19 protein-coding genes are annotated in these 21,999 nt (G+C 55.6%); 5 read left to right on the forward strand and 14 right to left on the reverse strand.

Going from position 1 to position 21,999, the window contains the following annotated elements:
- Positions 1 to 19 precede the first annotated feature (19 nt).
- The 9 genes from JMJ16_RS28425 to nusA all read right to left on the reverse strand — a co-directional run bounded on the left by JMJ16_RS28425 (position 20) and on the right by nusA (position 9,998).
- Positions 20 to 469, reverse strand: a complete 450-nt coding sequence (locus JMJ16_RS28425; RefSeq protein WP_201387087.1) for an FHA domain-containing protein — start codon at positions 467 to 469, stop codon at positions 20 to 22.
- A gap of 11 nt (positions 470 to 480) precedes the next feature.
- Positions 481 to 1,353, reverse strand: coding sequence for a DUF3662 and FHA domain-containing protein (locus JMJ16_RS28430; protein WP_201371333.1), 873 nt, complete (start codon positions 1,351 to 1,353; stop codon positions 481 to 483).
- Positions 1,350 to 2,315 (reverse strand): bifunctional riboflavin kinase/FAD synthetase, encoded by a 966-nt coding sequence (locus JMJ16_RS28435; protein ID WP_201387089.1) that lies wholly within the window; start codon positions 2,313 to 2,315, stop codon positions 1,350 to 1,352. Before JMJ16_RS28435 ends, JMJ16_RS28430 begins: the two co-directional genes overlap by 4 nt.
- Before the next feature lie 212 nt (positions 2,316 to 2,527).
- Positions 2,528 to 3,427, reverse strand: a complete 900-nt coding sequence (gene truB / locus JMJ16_RS28440; RefSeq protein ID WP_201387091.1) for a tRNA pseudouridine(55) synthase TruB — start codon at positions 3,425 to 3,427, stop codon at positions 2,528 to 2,530.
- Positions 3,428 to 3,444: 17 nt separating this feature from the next.
- On the reverse strand, positions 3,445 to 4,500 hold the full coding sequence (locus tag JMJ16_RS28445; RefSeq protein WP_201387093.1) for a bifunctional oligoribonuclease/PAP phosphatase NrnA: 1,056 nt from the start codon (positions 4,498 to 4,500) through the stop codon (positions 3,445 to 3,447).
- On the reverse strand, positions 4,497 to 4,883 hold the full coding sequence (gene rbfA / locus JMJ16_RS28450; protein ID WP_201387095.1) for a 30S ribosome-binding factor RbfA: 387 nt from the start codon (positions 4,881 to 4,883) through the stop codon (positions 4,497 to 4,499). The genes JMJ16_RS28445 and rbfA overlap by 4 nt, the downstream gene beginning before the upstream one ends.
- 111 nt (positions 4,884 to 4,994) lie before the next feature.
- Positions 4,995 to 7,715, reverse strand: coding sequence for a translation initiation factor IF-2 (gene infB / locus JMJ16_RS28455; protein WP_201387097.1), 2,721 nt, complete (start codon positions 7,713 to 7,715; stop codon positions 4,995 to 4,997).
- Positions 7,716 to 8,374: 659 nt separating this feature from the next.
- The gene (gene rnpM / locus JMJ16_RS28460; protein ID WP_201387099.1) at positions 8,375 to 8,731 is read right to left on the reverse strand and encodes an RNase P modulator RnpM; all 357 of its coding nucleotides are present in this window, start codon (positions 8,729 to 8,731) and stop codon (positions 8,375 to 8,377) included.
- A gap of 142 nt (positions 8,732 to 8,873) precedes the next feature.
- Positions 8,874 to 9,998 carry a transcription termination factor NusA gene (gene nusA / locus JMJ16_RS28465; RefSeq protein WP_201387101.1) on the reverse strand — a complete coding sequence of 375 codons (1,125 nt, stop codon included), beginning with the start codon at positions 9,996 to 9,998 and terminating at the stop codon, positions 8,874 to 8,876.
- Positions 9,999 to 10,417: 419 nt separating this feature from the next.
- Between nusA and JMJ16_RS28470 the strand changes: the two genes are divergently transcribed.
- From JMJ16_RS28470 to JMJ16_RS28490, 5 genes are all read left to right on the forward strand, one after another.
- The gene (locus JMJ16_RS28470; RefSeq protein ID WP_201379801.1) at positions 10,418 to 11,572 is read left to right on the forward strand and encodes an acyl-CoA dehydrogenase; all 1,155 of its coding nucleotides are present in this window, start codon (positions 10,418 to 10,420) and stop codon (positions 11,570 to 11,572) included.
- Between the two features lie 97 nt (positions 11,573 to 11,669).
- Entirely contained in the window at positions 11,670 to 12,569 is a 900-nt protein-coding gene (locus JMJ16_RS28475) for a class I SAM-dependent methyltransferase (protein WP_201387103.1), read from the forward strand.
- Positions 12,569 to 13,027 carry an ATP-binding protein gene (locus JMJ16_RS28480; RefSeq protein WP_201387105.1) on the forward strand — a complete coding sequence of 153 codons (459 nt, stop codon included), beginning with the start codon at positions 12,569 to 12,571 and terminating at the stop codon, positions 13,025 to 13,027. Before JMJ16_RS28475 ends, JMJ16_RS28480 begins: the two co-directional genes overlap by 1 nt.
- 227 nt (positions 13,028 to 13,254) lie before the next feature.
- A complete protein-coding gene (locus JMJ16_RS28485; RefSeq protein WP_201379795.1) occupies positions 13,255 to 13,800 on the forward strand; it encodes an RNA polymerase sigma factor in 546 nt (181 codons plus the stop codon).
- 2 nt (positions 13,801 to 13,802) lie between these two features.
- On the forward strand, positions 13,803 to 15,308 hold the full coding sequence (locus tag JMJ16_RS28490) for a PQQ-like beta-propeller repeat protein (protein WP_201387107.1): 1,506 nt from the start codon (positions 13,803 to 13,805) through the stop codon (positions 15,306 to 15,308).
- Between the two features lie 138 nt (positions 15,309 to 15,446).
- Here JMJ16_RS28490 and JMJ16_RS28495 read toward each other — a convergent pair whose 3' ends face one another.
- From JMJ16_RS28495 to JMJ16_RS28515, 5 genes are all read right to left on the reverse strand, one after another.
- Complete coding sequence (locus JMJ16_RS28495; protein WP_201387109.1) at positions 15,447 to 16,754, reverse strand: hemolysin family protein; 1,308 nt, start codon at positions 16,752 to 16,754, stop codon at positions 15,447 to 15,449.
- A gap of 194 nt (positions 16,755 to 16,948) precedes the next feature.
- Positions 16,949 to 19,063, reverse strand: coding sequence for a 4Fe-4S dicluster domain-containing protein (locus JMJ16_RS28500; RefSeq protein ID WP_201387111.1), 2,115 nt, complete (start codon positions 19,061 to 19,063; stop codon positions 16,949 to 16,951).
- A gap of 172 nt (positions 19,064 to 19,235) precedes the next feature.
- Positions 19,236 to 20,201: an electron transfer flavoprotein subunit alpha/FixB family protein gene (locus JMJ16_RS28505; RefSeq protein WP_201387113.1), complete on the reverse strand. Its 966-nt coding sequence runs from the start codon at positions 20,199 to 20,201 to the stop codon at positions 19,236 to 19,238.
- Positions 20,202 to 20,221: 20 nt separating this feature from the next.
- A complete protein-coding gene (locus JMJ16_RS28510; RefSeq protein ID WP_201387115.1) occupies positions 20,222 to 21,007 on the reverse strand; it encodes an electron transfer flavoprotein subunit beta/FixA family protein in 786 nt (261 codons plus the stop codon).
- Between the two features lie 316 nt (positions 21,008 to 21,323).
- Entirely contained in the window at positions 21,324 to 21,971 is a 648-nt protein-coding gene (locus JMJ16_RS28515; RefSeq protein ID WP_201387117.1) for a hypothetical protein, read from the reverse strand.
- Positions 21,972 to 21,999 lie beyond the last annotated feature (28 nt).

Below are 21,999 nucleotides of genomic sequence, written 5' to 3' on the forward strand. Positions count from 1 at the left end.
CAGTCGTACGGCTCGTTGATTACTGGGTGAGTTTGAATTGAATATAACCAACGCTCACAATATCGCCTGGGCGGGCTGGAAGAGCTTCGCGGGCAGGTTGGCTATTGACGTAGGTGCCATTGGAGCTACCTGCGTCCTGGACGTACCAGGAGCCGTTACGGAACCAGACGCGGCTATGTTCCGCGGAGACAACTGGATCCGAGATCTGAATAGTATTGGTTGGGCCACGACCAATCGTGGTCTGTGGCTCCAGGGCAAAGCGTGTGCCCGGCATCAGGTTGCTAGGACCGCTATTGACGACCACAAGATGCCCAATGGTTTTGGCGCGAGCGGCGCCGCCATCTTCACCGGTGGCTGATTTGCGCAGGTCGCGTGTAATGGCCAGGACAACCTGCATCAAGAAGAGATACAGCAGGATGACCAGGAGAATACGTAAGATGAATAAGAACGAATCAATTTGTAATGGCATGGGGCCGAGGCTCACCTTCTCTCAAAGTAAAAGTCGTAGCTACCAATGGTAAAGTAATCACCATTGCGCAGCATATGTTGCCGCATATGCGGGGTCCCATTAATAGTAATGCCATTGGTACTGCCGAGATCAAAGATCGAAAAATGGCCATTCTGGAACTTGATCTGGGCATGATAGCGCGAGACGCGTTTATCTTCGACAATAATATCGTTACTTAGCTGGCGACCAATATTGACGATTGGCTTTTCGATGCGGTAGATCTGCTGATTGGCCTGCGGTAGCCGGATTGTGAGCCAGGCCTGTGGCATAGGTGGCTGGGCTACCTGTGGCGCGGGCGATGCGGAAGGCTGCTGAGGAAAATTTGGATTACTTCCCGAGGCGGGTGGGTTGGATGGCGCGGACGAAATGCCAGGCAACTGCTGCCCCTGGGGAAGAGCGGCACGGATTTGCGCGAGTTGTTCCGCGCTCAGAGCCTGGGTAGCCATTGCGCCACCGGCCTGTCCATCAGCAGTCTCGGTCTCGATGCGTACATCGCTGACGCCCAGGTCGCTTGCGGCATGTAGGCGAATCACTGGCATGGTACGCAAAGTATAGCGGCGATGACGTGCAAACTCTACCAGGTGGTTCTGCCAATCGCGGACCAGCATTGCCTGGGTGGGTGTAAACTGTTGATGATCTTTGATACTCAGGTAGATGTCATAGACGTTGGGCGCAAGGCGTCGCCCCTCGCCCTGAAGGAGGGTATTGTCTTCCATGGCTCGCTCAAGATGGCGCTGTAACTCTACCGGCTCGAGGCGAGACGGAAAGAGGCGAGCGAACGGGCGCTCAATCATGCGCTGCATGAACGATTCAAATTTATTCAGCGGGTTCTGGCGAGCTTTCAATTGCTCACACTCCTGAGAGCTAAAATGTGTCGCGCTTGCTGGCTATCAGCTTCAATCTGTGCCTTTAAGGCCTCTATTCCGGGAAAGCGCTGCTCACCACGCAAGCGGGCAATAAATTCTATCACAATATAGGCGTCGTATAAATCAAGCTTAGCATCGAGTAGATGCGCTTCAACAAGACGCTCTTTACCATTAAACGTTGGACGAATGCCAATATTGACTACACCGTTATAAACGGGGGAAATTGCCTGCCCGTCACTTTCTGGGCCTTCTTGCTTGGATATAAACACACGCGCCGCGTAGACCCCATTGGCGGGCAAGAGTTTATGGGGATCAGGACGGACGTTTGCTGTCGGGAAGCCGAGGACGCGCCCGCGCTGATCGCCATGAACGACGATGCCGCCCACCTGTACCGGGTGCCCGAGGAGCCGGTTGGCCTCCTCGACCTGGCCCTCGCTTACTAGCGTACGAATGCGTGTGCTACTAATGCGCTCCTGTCCTGCCTCTTCCAGGGAGACCGACTGAACCTCAATGCCATGGCGTTGCCCATAGTCTTGCAGGAAAGCGACATTTCCTGTCCGATTATGCCCGAGGCTAAAGTTGGAGCCGACGACCATGCCACGAATCTGAAAGCGCTGGCAGAGCTGATCCATAAAGTCTTCCGCGCTCAAGGCCGCCACCTCAGGGGTAAAATTGATAACGATAGTATCCTGAATATATCCGCTCTGGTGCGCGATTTGCAGTTTTTCTTCCAGGGTCGTCAAGTATTGGACATAAATATCTGGCCGCAGGACCATAAGGACATGTGGCGTAAAGGTCACGAGCACTGGTTTGCTGTGAAGCTGTTCGGCGAGCGAATGCAGCCTCTGCAACAGGTGCTGGTGTCCACGATGTATGCCATCAAAGTTGCCGATGGTCACGACAATCGGCTCTGAATTAGTGAGTGTTGTTGTGTAGTTCATAGATGTATGTGTGTATGTGAGAGTATTTCTGAGAATTGCGTATAGGCATGCATCTGCCTTTGATGCATAGTATAACTATAGTACCACAGCCCATTTTTATCAGCAATAATATTAGCCATTGCGCCTACATTGTGGCTACGTTGTGCCTACAAAAAATACGCTCCTTACGAGGCTGAGCGCCTTTTTCGTAGTCCCCTGGTAGTTACAAGGCCCTAGTGCGTGCTGGTGGCAAAGACCTTTTTAGGATGCCAATACTGGCGCTGGTCGTCCCATTGCGCAATCGCCAGAAATTGACCCTCTTCGCTATATATACGTGCCAGCGTGGAAGCGGGTTGTGGGGCCTGGACAGATGTCTTGATGGGATTGCCATGCAGAACCTGGGTGACCTGTTCGGTACTCAGGGTAAGCGCGGGATACTGGCGAAGAGCGGCGTCGGCTGGAAAGAGGTATTGTGTGACGCTTTCGTCTGCAATGGCGCTCTCCAATTGGTTAAGGGTAATGCTCTCAGCGAGGGCAAAGGGACCACTGCGTGTGCGGATCAGTCCTCCCAGGTGGGCGCCCGTTCCTACATGTTCACCCAGATCATAAGCAAGCGAGCGAATATACGTACCCTTGCTACACACCACCGCTAGTGTCAGGCGTGGAGCCTCCCAGGCCAGGATCTCCAGTTGCGAGATCGTAATGGGGCGAGGTGCCAGCTCGATCTCACTCCCGGCGCGTGCCAGCTTATAGGCCGGCTGTCCCTGAATTTTGATCGCGGAATAGCGAGGAGGTTGCTGCATCTGCTCTCCGAGGAAGGCCGGTAACGCTTGCTCAAGCTGCTCTTGCGTGAGTGAAGTCGCGTCATGTGTGCGTAGGACGGCGCCCTCGGTATCATAGGTATCGGTCACGACGCCAAAGATAATCTCTGCCTGGTACGCCTTGCCGCTCTCGCTAAGATACTCCGCGACGCGCGTGCCCAGTCCCACGCAGATAGGAAGCACGCCGCTGGCGGCCGGGTCGAGCGTCCCGGCGTGCCCGACACGCCTCTGCTTGAGCAACTTGCGCACGCGTGCCACGACATCATGCGAGGTCATGCCAAGCGGCTTATTGATATTGAGAATTCCGTCCATTGATACCTCTTGTCGTTTTAGGAGTGAGTTGTGTCTGTTGCGTCTAGACTGGCCAGGCGCTGGCATTCCTCGGCTAGCTGCGCGACAATTTCGGGCATGGCCTCCGCCAGGGGGCGATTTACCGTGGCTCCGGCGGCTCTTGGATGACCGCCGCCGCCTAGACGCATGCAGAAGGCTGCAGCATCGAATGGCTCATAGGTTCGTAGGCTAATGCGCGTGGTCTGTGGCTCGCCATAGGCTTTGAAGAAGGCTGCCACTACGACGCCCTCGACATCGCGTAAGGTGCCAACACAGCTATCATCCATATCCGCAGTAGCACCAGCGGTGATCAGGGTTGCATCGTCGGCGTAGGACCAGATGAGCTGGCCCTCGCACGCTGTCTGGGCCTGTTTAAAAACCTCTGCCTGTAGGCGCAGCTTGGCTAGGGGATGGGTGCGGAAAAGGGGTTTAACCGTCGTTTCCGCGTTAGCACCCGCGCGGATTGTGACCGCGGCGGATTCCATCGTGCGCGCGGAGGTGTTGGAGTACTGGAACGAGCCAGTATCGGTGATCATGCCTGTTAGCAGGCATTGGGCGGCCTCTCCGGTGAGGGGGAGGTGTGCCTGCTGCTGAAAGAGTACCAGTAGCTCGGCCGTCGCGGCGGAGGATGTGTCAATAATATTTACCTGCCCACAGCCAGTACTGCTCACGTGATGATCCATGTTCAGGATAGGCACATGTGTCAGGAAGTCCCTGTGTTGTTCAGCCAGTGCGCCAAAGCGATAGAGTTCGCCGGCATCCAGGGCGATCACCAGGTCAAATTGCTCATCCCCAAGCGTGGTCTGAAAGCGTTCATGACCAGGCAGAAAATGAAACGATGGTGGTACCACGTCGGCGCAGACTGGCACGCAGTATTTGCCTAGCTGGTCCAGCATATGGGCCAGGCCGAGGGCGGAGCCAAGGCAGTCCCCATCTGGTCGCTCATGCGCAAGAATGGCGATGCGCCGCGCGGGCTGGATCATCGCCATGGCTTGCTGGACCAGGAGGCCATCAAGCTCCTGGGTCAAAGTAGGATTCAGGTAGGTCTGGCTCATGCTTCCTCGTTCGTTGATGATGTTGGTTGTGAGGAGTCCTCCTGGTTGACCTTGTTAATGAGGGCCAGGATGCGTGCGCCCTCGGCAATGGAGTGATCAAGTTTAAAGACCAGGTCTGGCATATAGCGCAAGGTAATGCGCTCAGCCAGTTCACGGCGCAAGAAGCCTGAGGCGTTCTTCAGGCCCTGCATTGTTGCGACCTGTTCCTCTTCGGTTCCCATGACGCTGACCATAACCTTGGCATGGCGCAGGTCGCCGCTGACTTCAACATGGGTGATGCTGGCGAAGCCAACACGGGGATCTTTGACGCGTGTCCGCATCAGATCGCTAAGTTCGGCGGCGATCAATTCGCCCAATTTCTCTTGACGATGTGGGTTAGCCATAATCTCGTCCCATCCTCTTCGCTACACACGGATGATCTAGTGGAAAAGGGCAGAAGCGTAGTATGGCCTGGTGTGACAGACATGCTACGCTTCCGCAATCCTCTATATTTCTTATGCGCCGGGCATGACGCGCTCTTGCGCAAAGGCCTCGATGATATCGCCGACCTCGATAGCGGTGAAGTCCTCAAGGATAATACCGCACTCATAGCCGGTCAGTACCTCGCGCACATCGTCTTTACCACGACGGAGCGAGTCCACCTTGCCTTCATAGACCTTGTCCTTCTTGCGCAGGACGCGGGCCTGTGAGGAGCGCATGATCCTACCGTCGGTGATACGACAACCAGCGATAATGGTGTTACGACCAGCCTTAAAGGTTTGCATGACCTCGGCATGACCCCCGATTACCTCGCGGTACTCAGGCTCAAGCATACCGGTCAGGGCAGCCTGGATATCGTCAATCAGCTTGTAGATGACGTTGTAGTAGCGGATATCGACGTGCTCTTTTTGCGCTTCGCGCTGAGCCGCGCCATCGGCCTTGACATTGAAGGCGATGACGATGGCGCCGGAGGCCGAGGCCAGGTGGACATCGGTCTCGCTGACGTTACCAATACCCTCGTGAATCAGGCGAACCTTCAGGTTGTCCTCGCCCAGTTTGGAGAGCGAGCCCTTGATGGCCTCTGCGGATCCCTGTACGTCGCTCTTGAGCACGACGTTGAGTTCCTTTACAGTGCCTTCCTGCATCTGGGTGTAGAGCGTATCCAGGCTTACCTGGCCAAGATGGGTGTTCTCCTGGCGACGGCGCTCCTGCTCAGTCTGGGCATTCTGGCGAGCAGTCTTATCGTCAACGACCACCTCCAGGCGGTCACCGGCCTGTGGTACCTCTGGCAAACCAAGGATGCTGACTGGTGTGCTGGGTGGCGCCTTTTGCACGCGCTTGCCACGATCATTGAACATGGCGCGTACTTTACCGGCGATAGGCCCAACCACGATAGTGTCGCCCATTTTGAGTGTTCCCTGCTGGACGAGGACGGTGGCCGAAGGACCACTGCTCTTCTCCAGTTTGGCCTCAATGATGACGCCAGTCGCAGGCACGTTGGGATTGGCCTTCAGGTCCTGCAGCTCAGCGACGAGCAGGATATAGTCGAGAAGCTCATCAATGCCCTCGCCCTTCTTGGCGGAGATGGGGACACAGATGATCTCGCCACCGAACTCTTCGATCAGTACGTCGTTCTCAACCAACTGCTGCTTGACGCGATCTGGATTGGCGTTGGGTCGGTCAATCTTATTAAGCGCGATAATGAGTGGCATCTTGGCGGCACGCGCATGGTCGATTGCCTCGCGTGTCTGCGGCATGACACCATCATCGGCTGCGACCACGATAATGGCGACGTGGGCCACTTGTGCTCCACGAGCACGCATGGCGGTAAAGGCCTCGTGACCGGGAGTATCCAGGAAGGTAATCTTCTTATCGTTGACCTCAACCTGGTAGGCGCCGATATGCTGGGTAATACCTCCAGCCTCGCCTGCGGCGACTTTCGTCTTCCGGATGGTGTCGAGCAAGGAAGTTTTACCATGGTCAACGTGACCCATGATCGTCACCACTGGTGGTGTGATAACCATGCCCTGATCGTCGCGAGAAGCCTGCTGTGCCTCGCTGGCGGATAGGGTTTTGCGTGCGCCTGTTGCCGCCGCGACCTCGCTCTGGGTGGGTTCAAATCCCAGATCAGTTGCAACCTGGGACGCTTTCTCGTACTCCACGACCTGGTTGATGCTGGCGAAGACACTCTGTTTGATCAACTGGCGAATGATCTCATTGGGTGTGACGTCGAGTAACTCAGCAAGATCTTTTACGATGATCTGCGGTGGAATGGTAACGGGTCCAGTGACCTTTTCCTTGACCGCAGCCGTGCGACGCTCAGTCGTTCGCTGTGCATGTCCATTGTTGCTTCTAGAGCGTGATCCACCCGAGGGGCGAGAGGGGCGTGATGGTCCTCCCGTGCCAGCGGGACGGTGTGGCGCTGTACCACCACCAGGCCTGGCTGGTGGACCCTTATGAACGGGTGCTCTTCCGCGCTCAGGCGTGCTGCGCTCACTTACGGTACGTTCACTTGTGCGTTCGGCACGCTCGCGGTCACGGTCGCGTCCACGGTCGCGCTCAGGGCGTTCTGTGACCGGGGTAGCACTGCCAGGGTGGAGGCTATCCTGAGGAGGACGGTAGGGACCACCTGCTGAGCCTGGGCCACCGGGTCTGCTACCTGGACCACCTGGTCTGCCACCCGGGCCACCACTGTAACCGCCGGGTCTGCCGCCCGGGCCACCGCTATAGCCGCCGGGTCTGCCACCTGGGCCACCGCTGTAACCGCCGGGCCTGCCGCCTGAAGGACCCTGGTGTGAGCCTGGGCCACCGCTGTAACCGCCGGGTCTGCCGCCTGAAGGACCCTGGTGTGAGCCTGGGCCACCGCTGTAACCGCCGGGTCTGCCGCCTGAAGGACCCTGGTGTGAGCCTGGGCCACCCGCTGGTCTATAACCACCGCCGCGATTCGGAGGACCTTGCCGTGTGGCGGGACCGCCTGGTGAAGTGGGCGGATGCTCCCTATCACCCTGTGGATGGGGCCCTGTTTGGGTAGGAGGAGATGTACGACGCCGAGGAGCTGCTTTCTGTTCTTGTTCCTGTTCCTGGCTGCCTGGTGTAGGGCTTTCGGACCGAGAGCCGCCACTAGTTCTTTGCCTACCTGGCGCCGCAGGGGCGTTAGGTGTAGATTGAGTTGTCTGTTGTTGATTGGCTGGTTTGGCCTGCTCGGTCCCATCTGTGAAATCAGATGCGTCTCTCATGAAGAAGACTCCCTTTCTATCATCTGATGCGTCTAAAGACGCTGGAAATCTCTCTTCACAGCCATAAAAAAGGTCTGTCGCCCTTCCCTGGAATGTGTCGAGAAGTGGGTGACAGACCCTCGTTGGTGCAGTGCCAGGCATGTTTCAGTCCGCGCTCTCTAACGTTTAGAGAGGCTATGCTTATTTAATCATAGCTATTTCGCTCCGCAAACATTCACTGTTACAACTGCCCTGTAGACGAGGGGCTGTGTCTCTATTAAGAGTAGAGATAAAACAACACATTGTTTAATCCCCATCCGGCCACCGACCTGGTCGGATGTTCGTATTGAAACCCTCTTTCTGCCGTTAGCGGCATTGAGAGGGACGATAAGAGTAAAGGCGGTAAAAGTAATAATTTACAAGCGCAAGCGCATGCTGTTTCATATGATGCACAAAACAGCCTGTTGTCGAAATTCAACTGCTCTAGTATAGCCTACTCTACAGATCCTTGCAAATGCCAGGCACCTCTACAGGACTTCTTGAGGCCCTATGTATAGAGATGCTTGATATGTGGAAACGAGGGTAGTGAGAAAAAACTTTTTGCATCCTTCTCACTTGTCTATCGACAAATGTAGAAGAAAAGTATCCTGACTCACCGCCCGCTTCCTAATACAGACGTATCACGCTTTGGGTTCTGCAACCTTTTTGCGTGTCGCCTGTGCTGGTACGCTTACTGGTAGATCTTCTGGCAGCGTGGCGATAAACGCTTCGAGGCCAGCCAGATCTTCCTGCGGGATGGCATCAATCTTCAAAACCTGTTCGAGTCGCCTGCTTTTGATCGCTTGTTTCCAGCAAGAGAGGCGTGCGCAGAGATAGGCTCCGCGCCCCGACTTCTTGCCGGTTGCATCGACGGAGACATGCCCGTCAGGCGTGCGTACTACCCTGAGCAGCTCCCGCTTCGATTTATTCTCGTGGCAGGAGACACACGTACGCAAAGGGATATGCTTTTGTGGTTTCTGTTGTTTGGCCTTTGTCATACGATGACTGTGTACCCCCTTCTTTAGTATACGACCTGCTTCTTATGTGGAAACCAACCCCCGAATGGGGGCGCGGCGCCACTGCCGTGGCTAGCGCTTCGCCCCCATTCGGGGGCAAGCGCTCAGGTTTCCTAATAGGCACTTACCTGTTCCCACGTGAACGGCGTCCCGAGCGCTCATGGCGTGAGACGCTGGTGATCTGTTCCTCTGGCTCTTCGTAGATTTCACCTTCTACGGGTTTGACGACATCAACGCGCCAGCCGGTGAGCTTTGCAGCCAGGCGGGCATTCTGTCCATCTTTACCAATCGCCAGCGAGAGTTGGCGCTCAGGCACGGTGACAATCGCAGTATGATCTGAGTCGCGTAACTCAACTTTCAGTGGCTTCACCGGACTCAACGCGTTCGCTACAAATGAGGCTGTGTCCGGGCTCCACTGGATAATGTCAATCTTCTCATCATTGAGTTCACGTACGATATTGCTGATGCGTTGTCCGCGTACGCCAACGCAGGAGCCAATGGGATCGAGGCCCTCCTGGCGTGCGTAGACAGCGACTTTTGCTCGGCTGCCTGGCTCGCGTGCGATGGCTTTAATCTCCACGGACCCGTCGTAGATTTCAGGGACTTCATTCTCGAAGAGACGACGCAGCAGGTCCCGATGGGTACGCGAGACCAGGATCTGGAGCATCCGGCCCTGTATGCGGCGTACATCATAGATGTAGATGCGCAAGCGTTGCTTCATGCGATAGTGCTCGCCGGGAATGGTCTCCGAGATGGGCATCAAGCCTTCGACTTTATCAACTTTATCCAGGTCGAAGTCGACTACCCAGCCACGCTGTTCCTCGCGGGTCAGGGTGCCCAGGCGAATCTCACCTACCCAGCCCTTCACCTGTTCATAGAGGTGCTCATGTTCTGCTTCGCGGATGCGCTGAAGAATGACTTGCTTAGCGGTCTGCGTGGGGATGCGCGAAAAGATGAACGATGAATCTACGTCGAGCAATTGTCCGAGGGCCGCATTTGGAACGAGACGCTGCGCCTCCGCCAGAGAGATCTCCTCGTTAGAATCATTTACCTGGGCCACAACACGCTTCGACGCCCACACATGGACTTCACCATTCTTGTCGACCTCGATGCGTACATTCTCACCACCACCGAAGCTTTTACGATATGCTGCGAGGAGGGCGTTCGCTACGGTTTCCATTACCACTTCGCGGGGTAGCCCCTTCTCGGCAATTAATTGTGCGATAGCCGCCTGAAATTCGCTCCTCATATGCCTTGCTCCTCCCGCTGGTGCCCAGTTACACTCAACTCAATTTTATGTGTGCAAAAGAAAACGTCTCTAGCAGACAGAAAAGTGGGGAAAATACCCACTTTTCGCAAAAAAAATCTCAGTTCTGTCTGTATTATATCATGCTGATTGAGCTTTGCCTAGTATTAAGACGCAAGCTCAATAGGACGCCTCAGCGCCCTGAAATTGTTTATTCTATATCCATAGCTTATATTATACTCTAAACTTGTTGTTGCTGAAAAGATGATATTTGTGATGTATGTATTCATATTTTTAAACGTATGAGTGGGGACCTTTATTCCCGTCTCTCCTCTGGATGTGCCAAAAGAATACTCCTTTCTTGTGATATACTCGCTAATAGCGAACTATTGTCTCTATTTTGCACAAAGGAGTACTCTGTCATGGCTGTGTCTCATGTCAGTGAAGACGAAAAGGCACTGATTGAAGCAATTCGTGAGATCGCTCAGGAGCGTGTGGCGCCCCGGGCGGCTGAAATAGATCACTCTGGCGAGTTTCCCTGGGATATGAAGGAGCTACTGGCCTCCCATGATATCCTGGCGATGCCCTTCCCCGAAGAGTACGGTGGCATTGGCGCCAGCGAACTGGCGATCTCGATGGCGGTTGAGGAACTCTCGCGCTGTTGTGCCACAACCGGCCTGATCCTGGCGGTTCAGCAACTCGGCTCGATGCCGATTCTGCTGGCTGGCAATGACGAACAGAAGCGCAAATATTTTCCCCGGCTGGCAAGCGGTGAGTGGCTGGCGGCCTTTGGTTTGACCGAGGCTGGCTCTGGCTCGGATGCCGCCGCGATGCAGACCTTTGCCGTGCGCAAGGGCGATAAGTATATCCTCAATGGTTCTAAGCGCTTTATCACTAATGGTGGCCTGGCCCAGGTCAACTCCATCTTCGCGATTACTGATCCTCAGGCAGGTACTCGTGGCATCAGTGCCTTTATCGTCGAGAAGGACTTCCCCGGTTTCTCTGTTGGGCGCATCGAAGATAAGATGGGTATTAAGGGTTCGCAGACGGCTGAGCTGATCTTTGAGAACTGTGAGGTTCCAGTCGAGAACCTGCTGGGAGGGGAAGGCGAAGGCTTCAAGATCGCCATGCGTACTCTGGACCGCACACGCATCGGTATCGGCGCCCAGGCCCTTGGCATCGCGCAGGGGGCCCTGGACCTGGCCGTAGCCTATGCCAAACAGCGTGTGCAGTTCAAAAAGCCGATCGCTGAGAATCAGGGCATCCAGTTTATGCTGGCGGATATGGCGACCAAGGTTGAGGCGGCGCGCCTGCTGGTCTATCATGCCTCGGAACTGGTGGATGATGGCGATGAACAGTTTAGCAAGTACTCCTCCATGGCGAAGATGTTTGCCTCGGACGCGGCTATGGATGTCACAAACGACGCGATCCAGGTTCTGGGTGGCTATGGATACATGAAGGAGTATCCCGCGGAGCGCATGCTGCGTGATGCCAAGATCACCCAGATTTATGAGGGCACCAATCAGATCCAGCGCCTGGTAATCGCGCGAGCCTTATTGTCCGAACGAAATTCGTAAGTTTAGGAGTGGTGGCCCGGACGCTACATGCGTACGCGTCTACTTCTGGCAGTAGACGCGTACGCATGTAGCGTCGTTCAGAGGAGGAGCTGGGATCATGTCTTCCTTTAATTTCGACATGCTGGCATCTATTTATGATGCAACGCGAGGCTATCCACGCGATGTGGCGTTACGTATCGCTCAGACCCTCGACGAGGCGTCCTCCGCGGGTCCGCAGACGCGCTTTCTGGAGATCGGCGTGGGAACCGGGCGTATCGCGCTCCCCCTGGCAAACCTGGGACGTGACCTCACAGGTATCGATATCTCTGAGCGTATGCTGGCACAGCTTGAGCATAAATTGCAGGCCGAGGACTGGCAGGAAGAACGGCTTGCCTGGGGAGAGTTGCCAGACGAGCAGGGCCAGCCGCAACCGGCATGGGGGAAGCGTTTCCAGCGCACTGAGCCAGATGCTCATATGCGCATTGCTGTTGCAGACGTCCATCACCTGCCTTTTGCAGCGGCTTCCTTCGAGGTTATTGTCGCGGTCCATGTCTTGCACCTGGTGGATGATTGGCGCCAGGTGTTGCAGGAGGTCAGGCGCGTAGCGACACCTGACGGTATGTTTCTCCATTGCGGCGACGAACATGGCCCCTCAGATGTTCAGGAGGTGCGCGCCCAATGGCGACGTGTCCTTGCGGAGCTTGGCTATGATGAGCAGCGCCTCTATCAACCCTCTGATGCCGATCTACAACTCGCCTGCGCCGAGTTTGGTTGGCAGGCTGAGCGCTGGATAGCCCTGACATGGGAACGGGTTATTACGCCGCGCCAGGTCCTGGAGGGTATCTTGCAGCGCAACTGGTCAAGTATGCGCCGCGTTCCCGATGCGGTCTTTCAGGAAGGGTGTCTCCGGCTTGAGCAGTGGGCTTACGCCTACTTTGGCGCGGGCATCGACACGGTGCGCAAGCAGGAGCAACGTTTCATCATTACCCGCTATAGTGCTCAACTCCAGGACCAGTAATGGAGCTTCTGCTACTGATCGGCTTGCAGGGCTCCGGAAAGAGCACCTTCTACCGCACGCGTTTTGCCTCTTCGCACGCATATGTCAGCAAAGATCTCTTGCGCAACAATCGCCGCCCAGCACGTCGCCAACTCCAGCAGGTGGAGGATGCGCTGCGGCAGGGTCAATTAGTGGTTGTGGACAATACCAATTCCTCACGTGCCGAGCGCAGTGAACTGATTGAACTTGGCAAGCGTCTGGGTGCACGCGTCATTGGCTACTATTTTGAGACAGATGTGACCAGGAGCCGTGAGCGCAACGCTCGACGCGAAGGGCGTCAGCGCGTCCCCGATGTCGCCATCTTCGCCACCCTCAAGCGCCTGGAGCGTCCCGACTATAGCGAAGGCTTCGACGAACTCTTCTTCGTCCGCAACAATGACGATGATGGCTTTGACATCTTCCCCTGGCAAACTACCTAGCGCATTTTTATCTGAGTCAAACTGAAAATAATGGCATCTCCTCCTCTTCTCCTCTAAGATCTTCTTCCGAAACCCAACGTTACTTGCGTGACCAGCGCTCCGCGCTCAGAGTTTTCGGAGAAGAAGTAAGTCTCTCTTCGTCTCTTGTTTCCAGAGCGTGACGTTTTGTCCGATGTGGCGTTTCTTTGGAAGAGAAAATTTCAAATACGGACTGCGCAGGGAAATTGATGAATTATCAGATCGATCTACCCGAATCTGAGAGAGACCCGTTTGAGTTGCTATATCGCAGGCATGCGCCGCGACTACTTGCCTATATACGGGGAAACCTCTCATCACCTCAAGATACGGAGGACTTATTGATGGATATTTTTGTCTCCGCGCTAGATCACCAGGAGCTTCTCCTGCAAGCAAACTACGCGGTGCAAACGACATGGTTGCGCCGGGTCGCGCGTAATAAGCTGGTGGATTACTATCGTCGTCAAAAGCGGCACCCAGTTGTGCCACTCGATGAACATATTGATGATCTCTTCTATGACGGGCCAGAGCCTGAGCAGAGCGCCCTCCGCCACGAAGAATATACCTGGTTGCGCACTCATCTCAAGGATCTCTCGGAGCCACAGCAAGAGATCCTTGGCTTGCGTTTCGCGGCTGGTCTGCGTTGTGTCGAGATAGCACATCTGCTCAAGAAACGTGATGGAACGGTGCGCATGCTCCTGGCTCGTGCATTGAACGCACTGCGTGTGCGCTATGAGCAGCAGTGGGAGGAGCAATAGCTATGAACGATCAGGAATACTTTCGCGCTGAAACGGTGGACGAGCAGATTGACTACCTTGGGCAGGCCAGGTTCACGCAGTCGGCAAATAGCCAAGTTGTTGAGCACATTCAAGACTTTTATGCCGATGATGCTCGTATTATTGATAATGTCTGGCAACTTCTGAAGCAACGTCGAGAAGCGGCGAGCCAGCTTCATAGCTCATCCTTACCTACTATGGAGGAGGCTTCTATGATCAATACACTGGAAAGTGTGCCGACCAGAAACGAGCGACCACGCCTACCTGAGAAACACCTCCGCAAACTTAAACACTTTATCATGGCAGGGCTCCAGGTGGCGGTGCTGTTGCTAATCATTGGTGGTAGCCTGGCTATCTTCAACTTAGCGGGCAAGAATCAACAGAGCGGGACGACCAGTGGCGGCTCAATAGCTGATACTTATGTCAACGCGTTCACTGGGGTCTACCGCCTCGACAGCAAGAGTGGGGCCGTACGCTGGCACTACGATCCCAATCCTTCACACTCTCCAGAGGGAGCCTCCTCGGGTTGGGCAGCACCTGTCTTTTTCCAGGGGAATATCTACGCAGGCGTCTATAATGGTAAGGATCACTACCTGGTCGCGCTAGATGCTCGCACAGGCCGAGTGCGCTGGCGCAAACCTGCATGGGTTCGAGCCATCGTGGAGGGTGATAATGCACTTTACGTCAACACGCAGGATACAGGTGACCATGTTACGACGCAGGCCATCAAAGCGGACGGCTCGCTGCTCTGGTCTTACTCATCTGATACTGATCCCTGTACGTTTTACGGCACTATACAGAAGGTCGCGCCAAAGATGCTCTATTGTGTGGAAAGCCATGAGTTTTTTGCCCTGGATACGAACAATGGGAAACAACTCTGGAAGATGCCTGCATCGAAGCCTGATGAGATATATACAAAGCCAAGCATCGTCGATGGTAGGCTGTACATCTGCATCTTGACTGGCTCGGTCAGCACGCCGGGACCCGAACATATTGAAGCCTACGATGCCACGAACGGTAAGCCGCTCTGGAAGACTCAGCCGGTGCAGAAGCAGCTCTTCGGCTTCACGGCAACGAACGAGAAGGTCTACATCGGCTCGCTTGAGGGTGACCTCGCTGTCCTTGATGCTCGCACTGGTCAGCAACTCTGGATACGTCATACCGAGGGCGCGCTCTACGCCAATCCAGTAGTCGATGGCAATACGGTGATCGTCGGAGCGACGGCCCTCTCCAAGGATGCCCATCCTGGCCCTCTGCCTCAGGCAACGATTATCGCTTACGATACGCAATCAGGGGCTATTCGCTGGAAGAAGTTCGTGGACGACTTTATGGGACCAATAGATTCTACGCCAGTCATTAACGGCACGTATTACTATAATGGGAGCCACACGGTAGGATCACTGAAGGTGAGCGACGGTAGCGAGGCTCGCAGCATCACTATTAGTGGAATTTTTAATGACTTCCCTGCAATGAGTATTGTTGAGAAATAAGGGAAAGCCTGACTGCTTCTCATGGCAACCATGAGAAGCAGTCAGGCCAGATGGTATTAGAGAAGATTTTAAGAAGGGGAAGTGCTGTGGGGTGGCGGCCCCGAAGGCCGCCACCCCACAGCACTTCCCCTTCTTAAATCAAGAATCTTTGGCTTTGGCCAGGACTTTGTCGATGCGCCTGCCATCCATGTCGACGATCTCGAAGGTGTAGCCATCGATCTCGACCTTGTCGCCAACGGCTGGAATGCTTCCGATATGGGTCAGGATCATGCCTGCCAGCGTCTTGTAGTTGAGGTGCGTCTCCTCAGGAACGGCTGGCATACCCAGTTTCTCGCGTACGTGTTGCTGGTCGGCCATGGCATTAATGAGCCAGCTACCATCTTCGCGCTGGGTAAAATCGACCTCCTCGGGTTGATCGTACTCGTCATGGATCTCGCCTACTAGCTCTTCCAACACATCTTCCAGCGTCACCAGGCCCGTGACCTGGCTATACTCATCGATCACGATTGCCAGGTGCACGCCCTTGCGGCGGAAAACGGTGAGCAGGTCATCGACATACTGGTATTCAAAGATAAAGAAAGGTGGGCGAGCTAGCTTGACCAGGTCCACCTGTCCATCTTCGGCACGCTTGCGCAGCAGATCCTTGGCATAGAGCACGCCGACGATATTATCCAGGGAGTCTTCGTAGAGCGGGAGGCGCGTGTAGCCAGAGCTAAGGAAGGTCTCGATGACCTGTTCGAGTGGTGTGCCAACTTCAATTGCCACTATCTCTGTGCGTGGCATCATAATCGTATTGACGGCCCGATCCGAGAAGCGGAAGAGGCGGCTGATAAACTCCTCTTCGTCCCTCTCTACATTGCCGCTGACCGCGCCCTCGCGCGCCAGGTAGACAATATCCTCTTCAGTCACCTCCTGCTTCCGCGTCTTATGCTGGCCGATCAGGCGCAGCACCAGGTTGGCCGAGATGGTCAGAAAGCCAACCACCGGGCGCGCGAAGGCTGCCAGCTTCGTCATAAAGGGAGCAGCCGTGTTGGCGATGTTTTCGGCTGATTGCAGGGCGATGCGCTTGGGCACGAGTTCGCCAATCAGCAACGAGAAATAGGTGATGAGGAGCACAACAATTACCAGGGAGACGGTATCGGCGTAGGGACCGATATAGGGAACCGTCTTGAGCCAAGTGCTCAGGATTGCGCTAATGCTCGCGCCACCATAAGCCGCTGAAAGCGTGCTAATAAGGGTAATGCCGATCTGGACCGTCGCCAGGAAGCGCTCAGGGTCCTCTGCCAGGTCCAGGGCCTGTTTGGCGCTTTTCTTGCCGGCGTCGGCCTGTTGCTGAAGGCGACTACGGCGTGCCGAGACGATAGCAATCTCCGAGGCGGCAAAGAAGGCATTCGCCAGGATGAGCACAAAGATAATAAGGACTTCAACTACGGGAAAACCAGACATAAGCGTTCTTTATCCTTTTGATCTCTATCAAAAACGTGCAAAACGTGGTGGAGTCAGTATCCCTGAGTTTTTTCTAGATCTGATCTCTATTCTAACATAGACACGTCTGAGCGCATACAAAAAGATCCGCCCGCAGAGCTGCGAACGGATCCCGATAGGTGGTACATACCAGCCTTGAACGCAAGCGCTCCAGGCTATTTTACGGCTGGTTGTTTACTTTCGATGGCCTGGGCCACGATCTCAGAGATATCTTCGATCTTGAGCTTCTCCTCGGCCTCGACGCCTTTGACGCCATCCTCAAACATGGTAATACAGAATGGACAGGCGGCGGCTACGACTTCGGAATTGGTCTCTAATGCCTCATTGATGCGGGTCTGGTTGACGCGTTTGCCGACCTTCTCCTCCATCCAGGCACGCCCACCACCACCACCACAACAGAAGCTCTTGTTGCGGTTGCGTTCCATCTCGTTGATGCCGTTGCTATTCAGCACCGTCAGCACGCGCCGTGGCTCATTGTAGGTGTCGTTGTAACGGCCAATGTAGCAGGGATCATGATAGGTCAGCTTGCGCTGGTCGAAGCCCTCGGGCAGCTCAAGCTTGCCATCAGAGATCAGCTGGTCGATAAAGACTGTGTGGTGAACCACTTCGTAGTCGCCACCGAGCTGTGGGTACTCGTTCAACATGGTGTTGAAGCAGTGCGGGCAGGCGGTCAGGATCGTGCGATGCTTCTGCTCGCCTGTACCATCGGCGCTAGCAGACCTGTTGAAGCCATAGCCATTGAGGGTCTCGATGTTCTGCATGGCCTGCATCTGCCACAGGTATTCGTTACCGATGCGGCGCGCGGGATCGCCCGTGCAGGACTCCTCGGGACCAAGGATGGCAAAATTGACCTTAGCGGCCAGCAGGATCTTGGCGACCGAAGTTGCGACCTTCTTATTGCGCTGATCGAAGGAACCCATGCAGCCAACCCAGTAGAGGACGTCCGCGTCGGGATTCTCCGAGAGCAGGGGAATGCCCAGGCCCGCAGCCCACTCGGCGCGCTTATCGTTGCTGATCTCCCAGGGGTTGCCATTGCGTTCGATGTTATTAAAGAGCGAGGTGACTTCTTGCGGGAACTCACTCTCCTCCATGACCAGGCTACGGCGCATATCGACAATCTTGGGCACATGTTCAATCGAGACGGGACAGATCTCCATACAGGCCATACAGGTCGTACAGGACCAGAGGGCCTCCTGGGAGATGATGCCGCCAACCATAGGCTCGTGGTGAGCCTCTTTCTCCTCGACAGTCTTATCTGCCTTGACGCCCGCGATCCCCAGTTTGCTGTAGAGTGAGTCCTGCCCCAGGATCTCACCGCTACGTACAAAGAGGGCCTCTTTCACGCCCAGGATGATCTCTTTCGGGTAGAGCGGTTTGCCGGTATTGGTGGCTGGGCAGACGGTGTTACAGCGTCCGCACTCGGTACAGGCATAGCCATCGAGCAACTGCTTCCAGGTGAACTGCTCCACCTTAGAGACACCATAGTCGTCGCGCTCCTCCAGATTCTCCAGCAGTGGGAGGGCACCCTTGGGCTTGTAGTTCTGGAAGAAGACGTTAAAAGGCGTCGCCAGCAGGTGCAGGTGCTTGGAGCGCGGTAGATAGATCAGGAAGCTGAGCACGACCGCGATATGCAGCCACCAGGAAACGCGGTACGCAAGCGTACTACCATTGACCCCAAGAGGAGTGAAAATGGGGCTAAAAAAGGCCGCCAAGGGTGTCCAGGCGTGGCCACCAGTCGCCACATAATTAAAGCACTCGACCAGGGTCAGGGTCAGAACGACCAGGAAGATCAGGCCCAGGATGATAAAGCCATCCCAGGGACCATGCAAGGCGCTCTGGAGCTGTTTGGGCTTAAAGACGGCACGGCGAATGGCAAAGACCACCAGCGCCAGCGTTACGAAAACGATAAAGAAATCGAGGACGCTCGCGAAAATAGGGCTATCACCTAAGAACGGGATCGAGATGTTGTAGGCGTTCACGATCAGTTCGAGCAGGCCGAACTGGATAATGATAAAGCCCCAGAACGTAAAGAAGTGGGCAATACCAGGGATGGGATCGCGCAGTACGCCGCTCTGTCCAAGCACTACCTTGAAGATCGAACCGATGCGCTCATTAATGTGGTCGGTACGATGTTCGGGTTGAGCCTTGGCCAGCAGGGTCACGAGTTCGCCAGCGCGTAGGGCAAAGAGTCCGAGCGCGGCCAGGAACAACACGGAAAAGATGAGTGCGCCTATCCATCCCCCGGTTGGTGAAATCGGTGGGGGGGTCATTAGTCGAACCTCCGTCTAGTATATGGACGGGCGGTTGCCATAATGTCGAACGAGAATAGCACCGTTCGGACAAGAGAACCGCTCACCGTTGAGCGAGGGCGCCTCAAGTGAGGCACCCTGACATCAACCGTCTCGGAGAGAGACGTGTGCAATAAGCATTTGCAATAAGCATTTAGGCCTTGCGGCGCTTCACTTCCTCTGTAAGCTGCGGCAGGATGGTCAGTGCATCACCAATCACGCCGAGGTCAGCAACAGAGAAGATGGGCGCGTTTTCATCCTTATTGATTGCGATGATGTACTTTGAACCCTTCATACCAGCGAGGTGCTGGATGGCGCCACTGATGCCGGCGGCGACATAGAGTGTGGGTTTTACCGTCTTACCCGTCTGACCGATCTGGTAGCTATAGGGGAGCCAGCCAGCATCAACGATAGCACGTGTCGCGCCCGGAGCGCCCTGGAGAGCCTTCGCCAGCGCTTCAACTAGCTGGAAGTTCTCGGCTTTGCCCAGGCCACGACCACCGCTGACGATGACGCTGGCATCTTCCAGAGCCGGACCCTCGCTAGCAACATCGACGCTATCGACGATCTTAATGGCTTGCGCGGCACTATTGATCGAGACAGAGAGCGTCTCAACTTCGGGCGTGCGACCATCAAACTGCTCAACGGCGAAAGCCTTGGGGCGCGTCAGGACAATGCCGGTACCCTGGTGAGGATGGGTGGCCGTGACGACGTTCTCGCCGCCCCAGGGAACGGTGACCTGAAGCTCCTCGCCAGTAAATGCCAGGTCGGTCGCATCGGTAATTAGGCCCAGGTTATTGCGCACCATCAGGCGAGCGGCGATATCGCGTAGCTCGTAGGTGGTGGCCAGGAGCAGCAAGCGTGGCTGATGGTCGTTGAGCAGAGCGCTCAATGTATCCACGGCTGGAAGCGTCAGATAATTGTCGTAGGTTGCATCCGCGTGGATATAAACCTTCTCCGCGCCGTAGGCACCCAGGGTAGGGGCGACCTCCGCCGCGGCGGCGCCAAGCACGACTGCTTCGGCGCGACCCAGTTTCGCGGCTTTACCAAGCACCTCAAGCGAGGAGCGCGCAGGCTGGCCATTCTCCAGCTCAATGAGTACCCAAATTGTATTCGACATCTTGCAATCCTCCCTGAGCACTAGAGCAACTGGTAGCGCTGCAAAAATTCAGCGATACGCTGTGCCGCGCTGCCATCATCTTTGATTACCTGACCGGCGGCGCGTGCCTCAACCTTACCAATCGTAAGCACACGCTCACGTGCGCCGGCCTCGCCTACTTGTGCAGGCTCGATGCCCAGGTCCGCGATGGTGAGTTTGGTGAAAGGCTTCTTTTTCGCGCCCATGATACCTTTCATGGTCGGATAGATGGCTTCAAAGGAGCCGCTGGCGATGGTGACGACAGCAGGGAGGGAGCTTTCAACGGTTTTATAGCCAGTGGGAACGACGCGTTTGATGACGGCCTTGCTGCCCTCGACCTGAATCTCGCGTGCGAAGGTCAACTGGGGAAGGCCCAGGAACTCAGCCATGGCCCCAGGGACCATGCCGGTATAGCCATCGGTGCTCTCGGTTGAGCAGAAGATAAGGTCCGCGCCCTCTTTCTTGATCGCGGCGGCCAGCACGCGTGCGGTTGCCAGGGCGTCGGAACCAGCCAGGGCGGGATCAGTCACCAGGATCGCGCGGTCGGCGCCCATCGCGAGTGCGCGGCGCATGCCTTCCTGAGCCGACTCGGGACCCATGCTCAGCGCGATGACCTCGCTACTGCCGAGGGTATCGCGGAGCTTAATTGCGGCAGAGATTGTGCTCTCATCACCGGGATCGAGCACGAGAGAAACACCAGTGCGCACAAGACGCTTTGTATTAGGATCAAGCTTACTGACAGTGGTGTTTGGATCGGGTACCTGTTTAATACAGACGATGATCTTCATTGTATATATCCACCTCGCCTATTGATGATGTGTGACGTGGAGAAAAGAAAACTCCCTTGTTTCCTTTGGCTATCCTATTGTACCTGTCGCAAAAAGCGAGTGTCAACGTTGCTAGCTAACGATGACGCCTGCCAACCTCCTTGAATAAGCTCGGCCACTCCTTCCGGATGCCTGCCAGATTTGCATATAGCCAAAAGCATAGCACGCCTGGCACATTTCTGCAAAAAATATAGAGTGTGTGCGTGGACAACGGCTCTGTCGTTGCCCACGCACACACTCTATTCTAAGCGCCGCAGGCGCGAGAGGTAGGAGGCTGTTAACTAAGGGTGCGTTGACGGCGTACCAGGAGGGCAGTGGTGACGGCAACGAGGCCGGCGATACAGAGGGGAGTGCCAATAGCGGCGCCCTGTGTGCGCCAGAGCACGACGCCGATGATTTCGAGCAGCAACCCACCCACGAAGAGCACCGTAATACCAAGTGAAGAGCTTTCAAATGAGGTCCGCACCTTCTGGCGTGCATAGCTGGGACTCTCGTGTGGCGTCGAACTGTCTTCTGTCGCGGTATCCTGGGTAGTATCCTCGCTCTTGCCGGTTGTCTCGCTCAGCAACGCGTAGAGACGCTCGATATGGCGGCGCGAGGTGCGCATGTAGATCTTGCGTGTGCCATCGCTGACTAGAAGTTCGCGGAAGAGTGGCTCATAGTTCTTCTGGCGGAGTGAAACCTGGGTGAGATTGGCTAGGGGAAGCGAATCAAGGAAGAGATGTTCACGCGGGAAGCTCTTCGTATAGTAGCCAATGATGCGTTGATTGGTGAGCACCAGTTCGCAGGCGGTACTGTAATTGACTTCACCGTTATCCCAGAAGCCGGGGGCGGAGAAGAGCACGACCTCGCCTTCTTGCAGGTGTTGCTGAATATTTTTAGGTCCCTTGACGCCTGTAGGCGCCTGACGTCTCTCCTGTGACACTCTCGGCTCACTCTCTTTCTGTCTCGGC

It is taken from the genome of Ktedonobacter sp. SOSP1-52, from assembly GCF_016587395.1.